Consider the following 13975-nt stretch of genomic DNA (forward strand, 5'->3'; position numbering starts at 1 on the left):
TTTTCAGGGGCAAGGCAAGATGCACGGAGCGAAAGACCGCCCTTTTGCCTCACTCAGGGCGCATTGCTGGCCGGTTTTATCGGAATCAATGACTCATTTTTTACATTTTTCCGTGTCAATATGTTGTCAGATAGGGAACCCACCGAATTCACACTCCACCGTTGCTTGGCTTGTTTAGCGAGCGATAGTACCGGTTTGTTTCTGTCCAAGTATTGATCCTGAGTGGAATCGACCTGTTTTTGACCGTGGGTATGACAATAAAGAATGCTGACTAACAAGTATGGAGTGCTTATTGACACTAATTATGCTTAAAATTATAGGGATAGGGGCATTATCGCGGAATGTCAATAAATAGGGGGATTCATTTTTTTACTAAAATCTGTGTTAGAACCAAAACATTTCAAACCTGTGTATAACGATCGGTTAGACTATTCAAAGTTTAGTTAGGATGAGTATTTAAAGCCATGTCTATCCCTGCCACGCCCCTGAAAGATCTGAATACTTTTGCACTATCTGCATATGCAACTCATGTAGTGAGCGCTGACTCAATTTCTGAGCTTATTATTGCCTGGAATCAGGCAAAAGTGTCAAATCAGCCCGTTTTATTACTCGGTGAAGGTAGTAATGTACTGTTTATTGAGAATTTTTCCGGTACCGTTCTTCTTAATCGCATTAAAGGCATCCAATGTAGAGAAGATGATTCAGCGTGGTATCTACATGTTGGTGCGGGCGAAAACTGGCATCAGTTAGTGTGCTATTCTCTGCAACATAAAATGGCCGGATTAGAGAATCTTGCACTGATTCCAGGCTGCGTTGGTTCAGCACCGATCCAAAATATTGGCGCATATGGTGTTGAGCTGCAAAAGGTTTGTGAATATGTTGATTTACTGGATCTTAATAGCGGAAAAGTCTGTCGTATTCTAGCGGAGGATTGCGCATTTGGTTACCGAGATAGCACTTTCAAACATAGTTATGCCGAAGGATTTGCCATTGTCGCTGTAGGTATCAAGCTGAATAAAGCATGGCAGCCTACTCTAGGCTACGGTGATCTCACTTGCCTCGATCCATTGACTGTAACGGCCAATGAAATTTTTGATGCGGTATGTGCAATGCGTCGTAGCAAATTGCCGGATCCAAGTGTGACAGGTAATGCGGGGAGCTTCTTCAAAAATCCGATCGTTAGTGCTGATAAGGCTGCTGAAATACTTAAAAAGTATCCTAATGCACCACATTACCTTCAACCGGATAGTTCTGTAAAACTCGCTGCGGGCTGGCTGATCGACCAATGCGCTCTTAAAGGCCACCGAATTGGTGGTGCGGCTGTTCATCAACATCAGGCGCTGGTATTAATCAATCTGGACGATGCATCAAGTCAGGATATTGTTGATCTTGCTAGCTATGTACGTCAGAAGGTTGCGTTGAAATTTTCTGTCTGGCTTGAGCCTGAGGTTCGCTTTATTGCATCTATGGGTGAAGTTAACGCGGTGGAGAGTCTATCGTGAGAGATATTACAGTTCCACTTCGCTTGATTGCTCTATTGGCTGATGGTTCATTTCACTCAGGCCAACAGTTAGGTGAAACTTTGGGTATGAGTCGTGCCGCGATCAATAAGCATGTGCAAACACTCAGAGAATGGGGTTTAGATGTGTTTACTGTCCCTGGCAAGGGTTATAGCTTCCCGGCACCAATTCAGTTGCTTGATGCGGATGTGATCGCCGGCTATTTGCCTGAAGGCCAAGTCACAGTATTGCCAGTCATAGATTCGACTAATCAGTATCTTTTAGACCGTATCAGCGAGCTTCAATCTGGTGATGCCTGCGTTGCAGAATATCAGCAGGCGGGAAGAGGACGCCGTGGGAGGCCGTGGGTTTCTCCATTTGGTGCAAACCTTTATCTCTCGATGTTCTGGCGTTTGGATCAGGGGCCGGCAGCAGCTATGGGACTAAGTCTGGTGGTTGGAATAGTAATGACCGAAGTATTAAGAAAACTCGGTGCGGCAGAAGTTAAAGTCAAATGGCCAAACGACTTATATTTAAATGATAAAAAGTTAGCCGGAATATTAGTTGAGTTAACGGGGAAGACCGGTGATGCAGCTCAATTGGTTATTGGTGCTGGCATTAATCTTACTATGCGTGAATCCCTGAACAACGTAATTAATCAAGACTGGATTAATCTTCAGGAAGCAGGTGTATCCATTGATCGCAATAAATTAACAGCAGAGCTACTGAGTGAATTACGTAGCGCTATTATTAAATTTGAGAGCGAAGGCCTAAGTGTCTTTATATCAAGATGGCGAGAGTTGGATAATTATCTGGATCGTCCAGTGAAGTTGATTATTGGCAATCAGGAAATATTTGGTATAGCCAGAGGGATTGACCAACAGGGTGCATTATTACTCGAACAGAATGGAATTTTGAACTCTTATATCGGTGGGGAAATATCTCTTCGTGGTATTAAATGATATTTAATAAATAAATCGGGAGACGATATCTCCCGATAGTTTATTTTCTCAATCGTACATTCTCTACTGCATGATTCGCACTTTTTGTCATTATTAAACTGGCACGTTCACGTGTCGGTAATATATTCTGCTTTAAATTCAATCCATTGATCTCTTTCCATAGATTAGTTGCAATCTTGACTGCTTCGATTTCAGGCAATTTAGCATAATTATGGAAATATGAGTTAGGATTAGAAAATGCGCCCTGACGGAATTTAAGAAAGCGATTTATATACCAATTTTGTAGCAACTCTTCTGGAGCATCGACATATATCGAAAAATCCACGAAGTCTGAAACGAATACATGGTGAGGATCGTGAGGATAATCCATTCCACTTTGTAGCACATTCAAGCCTTCTAAAATAAGAATGTCTGGTTGCTTGATGGTCTTATTCCCATCAGGCACCACATCGTAGATTAGATGTGAATATAGTGGGGCGGTAACTTCGCTGGCACCGGATTTTACTTCCGAAACAAATTTCACCAAATTGTGCATATCGTAAGACTGTGGAAAGCCTTTTTTATTCATCAGTCCACGCTCGTTCAATACCTTATTAGGGTGAAGAAAGCCGTCGGTAGTAATCAGTTCGACGCTACGATGCTCCGGCCAACGGCTTAGTAAAGCTTGTAGCAGGCGTGCTGTGGTACTTTTGCCAACCGCGACACTACCCGCAATACCAATAATATAAGGTATGCGTTGTCCGTTAGTTCCAAGGAATTGTTCAAGCACGGCCTGACGACGTAAATTAGAACTGATATAGAAATTGAGAAGTCGTGACAACGGCAGATAGATCTGCGCAACCTCATCCAGTGAAAGGTCTTCATTAATCCCTTTAAGATTAACGATTTCCTCTTCTGTCAGTGTCAACGGCACCGAGTCACGTAAGGCCGCCCACTGTGCACGATCAAATTGTAGGTAAGGCGTCGCTAAAGATTGTTCTCTTTTTATCATAAGCCAAATTCTGCCTGTAAACGCAGGTTGGGAAAGGCGCTGGACGCCAACTCCAGATAAGAATCAAACTGCATATTATAGGTAGCTTGGTTTTTGGCGTAGAGTTTTTTATATATGTTGAGCGATTTCTTTGATGTATGTAGGTATTCCGATCAATTAGGAGCATTTATGGCATACAGCATATTTCGTCGCCTGAGCCTGTATTACTACTGGCTGATGAGTGCATTATGTAATTGGTTTACCACGAATATGCATGACCCCTTGATTCAAATCAGGGCATTTGATGGACTTGAAAAGAGCAATAGAAGTGACCGTTGATGAATGAAATCCATCATTACTCCGTTAGTTGAATGAATAATCCGAGGGTGACAATTTATGGTGTAATGGATAATATTTGAACGGATGTCGCTTGGAAATGCGTCGAGTCACGCAAAATTGTTTATTTTATGAGCGATAGCGCAAGTTAAGTGATTTTTTTGTTGCATCGAGCGTCTGCTCTACCTAGAATGCGCTGCACTTGATGCCGGCATAGCTCAGTTGGTAGAGCAACTGACTTGTAATCAGTAGGTCCCGAGTTCGACTCTTGGTGCCGGCACCATTCAAGTACTTACAATTAGGTGGGGTTCCCGAGCGGCCAAAGGGAGCAGACTGTAAATCTGCCGTCATCGACTTCGAAGGTTCGAATCCTTCCCCCACCACCATATTCAGGCTTATATGTCAGGAGCTTCAGAAAACTGAGACTACCTCGACAAATAAGAGAAAGGTGAAAACCTTTCAAGAGTGAAGAGGCCACGCCCTTCCTTTTAGATTCTGCAGATAAGTTAGGTAGCCGAGTTCCAGGATGCGGGCATCGTATAATGGCTATTACCTCAGCCTTCCAAGCTGATGATGTGGGTTCGATTCCCACTGCCCGCTCCAAGATGTGCTGATATAGCTCAGTTGGTAGAGCGCACCCTTGGTAAGGGTGAGGTCGGCAGTTCGAATCTGCCTATCAGCACCACTTCCTCTTTTCTCGCTCCCTTGATCTTCTTTCTGCGTAATGGATTCAGCAAGCATTTGCTTGGTTGATGTGGTGAAACCACCTTCCGTGTCTTAGAGGGACAATCGATGTCTAAAGAAAAGTTTGAACGTACAAAACCGCACGTAAACGTGGGTACTATCGGCCACGTTGACCACGGTAAAACTACCCTGACTGCTGCAATCACCAGCGTACTGGCTAAAACTTACGGCGGTAGCGCCCGTGCATTTGACCAGATCGATAACGCGCCAGAAGAAAAAGCGCGTGGCATCACTATCAATACTTCTCACGTTGAATACGACACTCCATCTCGCCATTATGCGCACGTTGACTGCCCAGGCCATGCTGACTATGTGAAAAACATGATCACTGGTGCTGCACAGATGGACGGTGCGATCTTGGTTGTTGCTGCCACTGATGGTCCAATGCCGCAGACTCGTGAGCACATCTTGCTGGGTCGCCAGGTGGGTGTTCCTTACATTCTTGTCTTCCTGAATAAATGTGACATGGTAGATGACGAAGAACTGTTGGAACTGGTAGAAATGGAAGTTCGTGAACTTCTGTCGCAATACGATTTCCCTGGTGATGACACCCCGGTTATTCGCGGTTCTGCGCTGAAAGCGTTAGAAGGTGAGCCAGAGTGGGAAGCCAAAATTCTTGAACTGGCAGATGCCCTGGATAGTTATATTCCTCAGCCTGAACGTGCTATCGATAAGCCATTCCTGTTGCCAATCGAAGACGTGTTCTCTATCTCTGGTCGCGGTACTGTTGTTACTGGCCGTGTGGAACGCGGTATCGTTAAAGTGGGCGAAGAAGTTGAGATCGTTGGTATCAAACCAACGGTTAAAACAACCTGTACTGGTGTTGAAATGTTCCGCAAATTGCTGGATGAGGGGCGCGCGGGTGAGAACGTAGGTGTTCTACTGCGTGGTACCAAGCGTGACGAAATCGAACGCGGTCAGGTTTTGGCTAAACCAGGTTCTATCAAACCACATACCAAATTTGAATCAGAAGTTTATATTCTGAGCAAAGATGAAGGCGGCCGTCACACCCCGTTCTTCAAAGGCTACCGTCCACAGTTCTACTTCCGTACAACTGACGTGACCGGTACCATCGAACTACCAGAAGGTATTGAGATGGTTATGCCTGGCGACAATATCAAATTGGTTGTGAATCTGATTGCACCAATTGCCATGGATGATGGTCTGCGCTTTGCAATCCGTGAAGGTGGCCGTACTGTGGGTGCCGGCGTTGTTGCTAAAGTTATTGAATAAGATTTGACGCGACATGCGGTAAAAGGGCATCATTTGATGCCCTTTTTCTACGTTGTGACACCAGAACCTATCTCATCAATGGTTTTAGATTCATAATTATTGGTGAGATGGGCTCTGTCAGTACGGCGGATAGTGCTGAATGGTGCCGGAAAGCTAGAGCATCTTTCGGTTTGGTTTGCTTCGCTATGCGAGGCAAAGTTGTTTGTTCTGAATCATAGTGACAGGTTGGTTTATGAGTGCGAATACCGAGGCTCAAGGGAGCGGGAGCGGCCTGGAAGCGGCTAAATGGCTGGTAGTTGCTGTATTATTGATTGCAGCGATTGTTGGCAATTATTATTACCGAGATTTCAGTCTTCCACTGCGCGCGCTGGCAGTTGTTGTAATTATTGCTGTTGCTGGCGCTGTTGCGCTGATGACAGTTAAAGGCAAAGCCACAGTAGCGTTTGCTCGCGAAGCTCGCACGGAAGTGCGAAAAGTGATTTGGCCTACTCGCCAGGAAACGCTACACACCACGTTGATCGTTGCCGCGGTTACTGCCGTGATGTCACTGATTTTGTGGGGACTGGATGGTATCCTGGTTCGCTTAGTATCGTTTATTACTGGCCTGAGGTTCTAAGATGTCTGAAGCACCCAAAAAACGTTGGTACGTCGTTCAGGCGTTTTCCGGTTTTGAAGGTCGCGTAGCACAATCGCTGCGTGAGCATATCAAATTACAGGACATGGAAGAGCTGTTCGGCGAAGTCATGGTTCCGACGGAAGAAGTCGTTGAAATTCGTGGTGGCTTGCGCCGCAAGAGCGAACGTAAGTTCTTCCCTGGTTATGTTCTGGTCCAGATGGTCATGAATGACGCAAGCTGGCATCTGGTACGTAGCGTACCGCGTGTGATGGGCTTTATCGGCGGAACTTCCGATCGCCCTGCACCGATTAGTGATAAAGAAGTTGATGCGATTATGAATCGTCTTCAGCAAGTGGGTGATAAGCCACGTCCTAAAACGCTGTTCGAACCGGGAGAACTGGTACGTGTTAGCGATGGTCCGTTCGCCGACTTTAACGGTGTTGTTGAAGAAGTTGATTACGAAAAGAGCCGCTTGAAAGTGTCTGTTTCCATCTTTGGCCGTGCAACACCGGTCGAGTTGGACTTCAGCCAAGTCGAGAAAGGCTGATTCATTTTTCGCCACCGGTTGAAATTTGAGTCTTGTATCAGGTGCGGAATTAAAATATAATTTCGCGCCTTTTGTTTTTAGATGTCTTGCTCGGCTTCTGGCGGTGCGAGGCAAAACACGGGGAGCCTCATCTGAGGCGATACTACCCAAATCGAGGAAATCGTAAATGGCTAAGAAAGTACAAGCCTATGTCAAGCTGCAAGTAGCGGCTGGTATGGCGAACCCAAGTCCACCAGTTGGCCCAGCACTGGGTCAGCAGGGTGTTAACATCATGGAATTCTGTAAAGCGTTCAATGCTAAGACTGAAAGCATTGAAAAAGGCCTGCCGATCCCTGTTGTTATTACTGTTTATTCTGATCGCTCTTTCACTTTCGTTACTAAAACCCCGCCAGCTGCAGTTCTGCTGAAAAAAGCGGCAGGGATTAAGTCTGGTTCCGGCAAGCCGAACAAAGACAAAGTAGGTAAAGTGACCGTTGCTCAGGTTCGTGAAATCGCAGAAACCAAAGCTGCGGACATGACTGGTGCTGACGTAGACGCTATGATGCGTTCTATCGAAGGTACTGCTCGTTCCATGGGCCTGGTAGTGGAGGGTTAATAAATGGCTAAGCTGACCAAGCGCATGCGCGTGATCCGTGACAAAGTTGATGTGACTAAGCAATACGATATCAACGAAGCTGTTGCCCTGCTGAAAGAGCTGGCTACTGCTAAATTCGTAGAAAGCGTGGACGTTGCCGTTAACCTCGGTATCGACGCACGTAAATCTGACCAAAACGTCCGTGGCGCAACTGTATTGCCACACGGTACTGGCCGTTCTGTTCGTGTAGCTGTATTTGCTCAAGGCGCTAACGCCGAAGCAGCAAAAGAAGCTGGCGCTGAACTGGTTGGTATGGACGATCTGGCTGACCTGATCAAGAAAGGCGAAATGAACTTCGACGTAGTTATTGCTTCTCCAGATGCAATGCGCGTTGTGGGTCAATTGGGCCAGATCTTGGGTCCACGTGGCCTGATGCCAAACCCGAAAGTGGGTACTGTTACTCCTAACGTTGCTGAAGCAGTTAAGAATGCTAAAGCAGGTCAGGTTCGTTATCGCAACGATAAAAACGGTATTATCCACACTACCATCGGTAAAGTTGATTTCGACTCTGAGAAGCTGAAAGAAAACCTGGAATCCCTGGTAGTTGCGCTGAAGAAGGCTAAGCCTGCTACAGCGAAAGGCGTTTACATCAAGAAAATCAGCCTGTCCACAACCATGGGTGCTGGCGTTTCTATTGATCAAAGCGGCCTGACTGCAGTAGTGAGCTAATCACTAATTGCTTTTATCGCTTTACGTGGGCGTCAGGTTTGTCTAGAATCTTACGCCCATGGTTCTATTGACTACGGTTTAACCGTACCATGTGAACGACAGAATTTTTCGGTTGGAGCTTGGCCTATCCAAGCCTCCGTCCAAGACCGCAGGTGTTCTGCAAAGAACTTAATTTCCTGCGTAGACGGTGACAGAGCCTAAAGAAATTTTTTCTTTTTTATAAAAAATTGTCTTTTCTGGATTCTGCTCACCGTGTTTCAACGCCCGTGAGTGACATTTTTGTCGTGAATTGGGTGATGTGAGTTCCGGGGAATTATTCCCCGGTTAATCCAGGAGCAAGAACTAATGGCACTAAATCTTCAAGGCAAGCAAGCGATTGTTGCTGAAGTTAAAGAAGTAGCCAAAGGTGCGCTGTCTGCGGTTGTTGCGGATTCTCGTGGCGTAACCGTTGATAAAATGACTGAACTGCGTAAAGCAGGTCGTGAAGCTGGCGTTCACATGCAAGTTGTTCGTAACACCTTGCTGTCACGCGCAGTTGAAGGTACTCCATTCGAGTGCCTGAAAGACACGTTTGTTGGTCCAACCTTGATTGCATTTTCTAGTGAACACCCGGGCGCAGCTGCTCGTCTGTTCAAAGATTTCGCGAAAGCGAATGCAAAATTCGAGGTTAAAGCAGCAGCCTTTGAAGGCGAGTTAATCCCTGCGGCTCAAATCGACCGCTTGGCAACTCTGCCGACCTACGAAGAAGCAATCGCATGTCTGATGGGAACCATAAAAGAAGCCGCTGCTGGCAAATTGGTTCGCACTTTGGCTGCGCTGCGTGATCAGAAAGAAGCTGAAGCGGCTTAATCGCCCTCTGTTTTTCCGACACTGCTTTTTAACGTATAATCTATTTCTGAATTTTAGGAACACTTGTTATGTCAATCACTAAAGACCAAATTATCGAAGGCGTTGCAGCTCTGTCTGTAATGGAAATCGTTGAACTGATCTCCGCTATGGAAGAAAAATTCGGCGTTTCAGCTGCTGCTGTTGCTGCAGGTCCTGCTGCTGCTGCTGAAGCTGTAGAAGAGAAAACTGAATTCGACGTTATCCTGTCTGCATTCGGCGACAACAAAGTTGCAGTAATCAAAGCTGTTCGCGGCGCAACTGGCCTGGGCTTGAAAGAAGCTAAAGACCTGGTTGAGTCTGCACCAGCAGCTCTGAAAGAAGGCGTAAGCAAAGATGACGCTGAAGCACTGAAAAAAGCTCTTGAAGAAGCCGGTGCTTCTGTTGAGATCAAGTAAGTATAGCTTTCAGTTTGCAGCCTAACTTTATAGGCTGATGGCTGGTGACTTTTAGTCACCAGCCTTTTTGCGCTGTAGGGCGTCAGTGGAGTTTCACACTGTTTAGATACTGACTAACCCCAATATTTCTTTCTATCGACGACTTAATATACTGCGTTCTCAGCTACGACCCACTCGGGTAGCTCGGTAGTCAAGGTAACGCGATGAAATGGTTTAAGAGTGATAGAAAAAGGTATTACGGAAAGTGTTTCGACTTTCCGATCGAGAAAATAGTGTTGAATGACCTGTCCTTTAGGGCGGACAGAGTGGGTCACTGATCAGCGAGCTGAGGAACCCTATGGTTTACTCCTATACCGAGAAAAAACGTATTCGTAAGGATTTTGGTAAACGTCCACAAGTTTTGGATATACCTTATCTCCTTTCTATCCAACTTGACTCGTTCCAGAAATTTATCGAGCAAGATCCTGAAGGACAGCACGGCCTAGAAGCGGCATTCCGTTCTGTTTTTCCTATCCAGAGCTACAGTGGCAATTCGGAGCTGCAATACGTTAGCTACCGTCTTGGTGAGCCAGTGTTTGACGTCAAAGAGTGCCAGATCCGTGGTGTGACGTATTCAGCACCGCTGCGCGTTAAGCTGCGTCTGGTTATCTATGAGCGGGAAGCTCCTGAAGGTACGGTTAAAGACATCAAGGAACAAGAAGTCTACATGGGTGAAATTCCACTCATGACCGAGAATGGTACCTTTGTGATTAACGGTACTGAGAGGGTTATCGTATCTCAGCTGCACCGTAGTCCTGGCGTATTCTTTGACAGTGATAAAGGTAAGACCCATTCATCGGGTAAAGTGCTGTATAACGCACGAATTATTCCTTATCGCGGTTCATGGTTGGATTTCGAGTTTGACCCGAAAGACAATCTTTTTGTACGTATTGACCGTCGCCGTAAATTACCTGCGACCATCATTTTACGTGCATTAAGCTTTACCACTGCCCAGATCCTCGATCTGTTCTTTGATAAAGTTGTATTTGAAATTCGTGACAACAAGCTGCAGATGGAACTGATTCCAGAGCGTCTGCGCGGTGAAACGGCTTCCTTTGATATCGAAGCAAATGGCAAAGTTTACGTCGAGAAAGCGCGTCGTATTACTGCTCGTCATATCCGTCAGCTTGAAAAAGATGGCGTGGATAGCATCGAAGTCCCGGTTGAATACATTGCCGGTAAAGTTGTTGCTAAAGACTACATCGATGAGAACACCGGTGAATTGATCTGTGCAGCCAACATGGAGCTGTCACTGGATCTGTTGGCCAAGCTGAGCCAGGCTGGTCACAAACGCATTGAAACTCTGTTCACCAATGACCTGGATCACGGGGCTTATATCTCCGAGACCCTGCGCGTTGACCCAACCAGCGATCGCTTGAGCGCTCTGGTTGAGATCTATCGCATGATGCGTCCTGGTGAGCCACCAACTCGCGAAGCAGCTGAAAATCTGTTTGAGAACCTGTTCTTCTCTGAAGACCGCTACGATTTGTCTGCGGTTGGCCGGATGAAGTTCAACCGTTCACTGCTGCGTGACGAGATCGAAGGTTCCGGTATCCTGAGCAAAGAAGACATCACAGAAGTGATGAAGAAGCTCATCGATATCCGTAACGGTAAAGGCGAAGTGGATGATATCGACCACTTAGGCAACCGTCGTATTCGTTCCGTTGGTGAAATGGCTGAAAACCAGTTCCGTGTTGGTCTGGTTCGCGTTGAGCGTGCAGTGAAAGAGCGTTTGTCTCTGGGCGACCTCGACACGTTGATGCCTCAGGACATGATCAACGCTAAGCCAATTTCGGCTGCGGTGAAAGAGTTCTTCGGTTCCAGCCAGTTGTCCCAATTTATGGACCAGAACAACCCGTTGTCTGAAATTACGCATAAACGTCGTATTTCTGCATTGGGCCCGGGCGGTTTGACCCGTGAACGTGCTGGCTTTGAAGTTCGAGATGTTCATCCGACTCACTATGGTCGTGTATGTCCAATCGAAACGCCAGAAGGTCCAAACATCGGTCTGATCAACTCCTTGTCCGTGTACGCACAGACCAATGAGTATGGTTTCCTGGAAACTCCTTATCGTCGCGTGCGTGACGGTTTGGTGACTGATGAAATCAACTATCTGTCTGCTATTGAAGAAGGCAACTTCGTTATCGCTCAGGCGAACTCCAACCTGGACGAAGACGGCCGCTTCATCGAAGACTTGGTCACTTGTCGTAGCAAAGGTGAATCAAGCCTGTTTAGCCGCGATCAAGTTGACTATATGGACGTTTCCACTCAACAGGTGGTGTCCGTTGGTGCTTCTCTGATTCCGTTCCTGGAACACGATGATGCCAACCGCGCCTTGATGGGTGCGAACATGCAACGTCAAGCGGTTCCTACTCTGCGTGCTGATAAGCCGCTGGTGGGTACTGGTATGGAACGTGCAGTAGCGGTTGACTCTGGGGTAACCTCTGTAGCCAAGCGTGGCGGTACTGTTCAGTACGTAGATGCATCCCGTATCGTGATTAAAGTTAACGAAGACGAGATGTACCCAGGCGAAGCCGGTATTGATATCTATAACCTGACCAAGTACACCCGTTCTAACCAGAACACCTGTATCAATCAGATGCCGTGTGTAAATCTGGGTGAGCCAATCGAGCGCGGCGACGTGCTGGCAGATGGCCCATCAACCGATCTGGGTGAACTGGCGTTGGGTCAGAACATGCGCGTAGCCTTCATGCCTTGGAATGGTTACAACTTCGAAGATTCCATCTTGGTCTCCGAGCGTGTGGTTCAGGAAGATCGCTTTACAACTATCCACATTCAAGAATTGGCCTGTGTGTCGCGTGACACCAAGCTGGGGCCTGAAGAGATCACTGCCGACATCCCGAACGTGGGTGAAGCTGCGCTCTCCAAACTGGATGAATCCGGTATCGTGTATATCGGTGCTGAAGTGACTGGCGGTGACATTCTGGTTGGTAAAGTAACACCGAAAGGTGAAACCCAACTGACACCAGAAGAGAAACTGTTACGTGCGATCTTCGGTGAGAAAGCGTCTGATGTTAAAGACTCTTCTCTGCGTGTACCAAACGGCGTTTCCGGTACGATTATCGATGTGCAGGTCTTTACTCGCGATGGCGTAGAAAAAGACAAACGTGCGTTGGAAATCGAAGAAATGCAGCTGAAGCAGGCTAAGAAAGACCTGACTGAAGAATTGCAGATTCTGGAAGCTGGCCTGTTTGCACGTATCCACGCTGTGCTGGTTTCTGGTGGCATCGAAGCTGACAAGCTGAGCAAGCTGCCACGTGACCGCTGGTTGGAACTGGGTCTGACCGACGAAGACAAGCAAAACCAACTGGAACAGTTGGCCGAGCAGTACGACGAAATGAAATCCGAATTCGAGAAGAAGATGGATGCCAAACGTCGTAAGATCACCCAAGGCGATGATTTGGCACCAGGCGTGCTGAAAATCGTTAAAGTGTATCTGGCGGTTAAACGTCAGATTCAACCGGGTGACAAGATGGCGGGTCGTCACGGTAACAAAGGTGTTATCTCCAAGATCAACCCGATCGAAGATATGCCTTACGATGAAAACGGTACGCCGGTAGACATCGTTCTGAACCCGCTGGGCGTACCATCGCGTATGAACATCGGTCAGATTCTGGAAACCCATTTGGGGATGGCAGCGAAAGGTATTGGCGAGAAAATCAACGCCATGCTGAAAAAGCAGGAAGAAGTTGCCAAACTGCGTGAGTTCATCCAGAAAGCCTACGATCTGGGCGACAACGTTTGTCAGAAAGTTGATCTGAGCACCTTCACTGATGACGAAGTACTGCGTCTGGCTGAGAACCTGAAAAAAGGGATGCCAATCGCAACACCAGTCTTCGATGGCGCGACAGAAAAAGAAATCAAGGAACTGTTACAGCTCGGTGGCCTGCCAACTTCTGGTCAGATTACCTTGTTTGACGGCCGTACCGGTGAGCAGTTCGAGCGCCAGGTTACTGTCGGCTACATGTACATGCTGAAACTGAACCACTTGGTTGATGATAAAATGCATGCGCGTTCTACCGGTTCTTACAGCTTGGTTACTCAGCAGCCGCTGGGTGGTAAAGCTCAGTTCGGTGGTCAGCGCTTCGGTGAGATGGAAGTGTGGGCGTTGGAAGCTTATGGTGCCGCGTACACCTTGCAGGAAATGCTTACCGTCAAGTCCGACGATGTAAACGGCCGTACCAAGATGTATAAAAACATCGTGGATGGCGATCACCGTATGGAACCAGGCATGCCGGAGTCCTTCAACGTATTGTTGAAAGAAATCCGCTCGCTGGGCATCAATATCGAGCTGGAAGAAGAGTAAATCTTCTCCAGACGGCAGGCTCTCACAGCCGGGAGTCTGCTGGTGGTACGCACTGGTCACAGGGGCGCTCAAACTTAGGTTTGGGCGCCTATCAGGTCTAACTCCGACAGGAGCCA

General features: G+C 47.1%; 12 protein-coding genes and 4 tRNA genes. 15 read left to right on the forward strand and 1 reads right to left on the reverse strand.

Going from position 1 to position 13975, the window contains the following annotated elements; genetic code table 11:
• The 3 genes from DJ39_RS18160 to birA form a co-directional block, all read left to right on the forward strand.
• Window positions 1–216: hypothetical protein (locus tag DJ39_RS18160; RefSeq protein ID WP_211248560.1), on the forward strand; the 216-nt coding region annotated here is incomplete at its 5' end.
• A 248-nt stretch (window positions 217–464) separates the two neighbouring features.
• Complete coding sequence (gene murB / locus DJ39_RS02950; protein ID WP_004722270.1) at window positions 465–1502, forward strand: UDP-N-acetylmuramate dehydrogenase; 1038 nt, start codon at window positions 465–467, stop codon at window positions 1500–1502.
• Window positions 1499–2461 (forward strand): bifunctional biotin--[acetyl-CoA-carboxylase] ligase/biotin operon repressor BirA, encoded by a 963-nt coding sequence (gene birA / locus DJ39_RS02955; RefSeq protein WP_038244643.1) that lies wholly within the window; start codon window positions 1499–1501, stop codon window positions 2459–2461. Before murB ends, birA begins: the two co-directional genes overlap by 4 nt.
• Before the next feature lie 40 nt (window positions 2462–2501).
• On the opposite strand, the gene coaA is transcribed toward birA, so the two are convergent.
• Window positions 2502–3452 carry a type I pantothenate kinase gene (gene coaA / locus DJ39_RS02960; RefSeq protein WP_004722265.1) on the reverse strand — a complete coding sequence of 317 codons (951 nt, stop codon included), beginning with the start codon at window positions 3450–3452 and terminating at the stop codon, window positions 2502–2504.
• Window positions 3453–3974: 522 nt separating this feature from the next.
• Here coaA and DJ39_RS02965 point away from each other — a divergent pair.
• The 12 genes from DJ39_RS02965 to rpoB all read left to right on the forward strand — a co-directional run bounded on the left by DJ39_RS02965 (window position 3975) and on the right by rpoB (window position 13859).
• A tRNA-Thr gene (locus tag DJ39_RS02965) sits at window positions 3975–4050 on the forward strand.
• Between the two features lie 18 nt (window positions 4051–4068).
• A tRNA-Tyr gene (locus DJ39_RS02970) sits at window positions 4069–4153 on the forward strand.
• Between the two features lie 142 nt (window positions 4154–4295).
• Window positions 4296–4370 (forward strand) — tRNA-Gly (locus tag DJ39_RS02975).
• A gap of 6 nt (window positions 4371–4376) precedes the next feature.
• Window positions 4377–4452: transfer RNA gene (locus DJ39_RS02980), tRNA-Thr, on the forward strand.
• Window positions 4453–4559: 107 nt separating this feature from the next.
• Entirely contained in the window at window positions 4560–5744 is a 1185-nt protein-coding gene (gene tuf / locus DJ39_RS02985; RefSeq protein WP_038244641.1) for an elongation factor Tu, read from the forward strand.
• Window positions 5745–5976: 232 nt separating this feature from the next.
• A complete protein-coding gene (gene secE / locus DJ39_RS02990) occupies window positions 5977–6360 on the forward strand; it encodes a preprotein translocase subunit SecE (protein ID WP_004722262.1) in 384 nt (127 codons plus the stop codon).
• Window position 6361: 1 nt separating this feature from the next.
• Window positions 6362–6907: a transcription termination/antitermination protein NusG gene (gene nusG / locus DJ39_RS02995; protein WP_004722260.1), complete on the forward strand. Its 546-nt coding sequence runs from the start codon at window positions 6362–6364 to the stop codon at window positions 6905–6907.
• Between the two features lie 166 nt (window positions 6908–7073).
• Window positions 7074–7502, forward strand: coding sequence for a 50S ribosomal protein L11 (rplK, locus tag DJ39_RS03000; protein WP_004722257.1), 429 nt, complete (start codon window positions 7074–7076; stop codon window positions 7500–7502).
• Window positions 7503–7505: 3 nt separating this feature from the next.
• Window positions 7506–8210 carry a 50S ribosomal protein L1 gene (gene rplA, locus DJ39_RS03005; protein WP_004722256.1) on the forward strand — a complete coding sequence of 235 codons (705 nt, stop codon included), beginning with the start codon at window positions 7506–7508 and terminating at the stop codon, window positions 8208–8210.
• Window positions 8211–8555: 345 nt separating this feature from the next.
• Window positions 8556–9059, forward strand: coding sequence for a 50S ribosomal protein L10 (gene rplJ, locus DJ39_RS03010; protein ID WP_004722253.1), 504 nt, complete (start codon window positions 8556–8558; stop codon window positions 9057–9059).
• 68 nt (window positions 9060–9127) lie between these two features.
• Window positions 9128–9493: a 50S ribosomal protein L7/L12 gene (gene rplL, locus DJ39_RS03015; protein WP_004722251.1), complete on the forward strand. Its 366-nt coding sequence runs from the start codon at window positions 9128–9130 to the stop codon at window positions 9491–9493.
• Window positions 9494–9830: 337 nt separating this feature from the next.
• Complete coding sequence (rpoB, locus tag DJ39_RS03020) at window positions 9831–13859, forward strand: DNA-directed RNA polymerase subunit beta (protein ID WP_004722249.1); 4029 nt, start codon at window positions 9831–9833, stop codon at window positions 13857–13859.
• The last annotated feature ends 116 nt before the right edge of the window (window positions 13860–13975 follow it).

The sequence above is a fragment of the Yersinia ruckeri ATCC 29473 genome (genome assembly GCF_000754815.1).
Classification (GTDB): domain Bacteria; phylum Pseudomonadota; class Gammaproteobacteria; order Enterobacterales; family Enterobacteriaceae; genus Yersinia; species Yersinia ruckeri.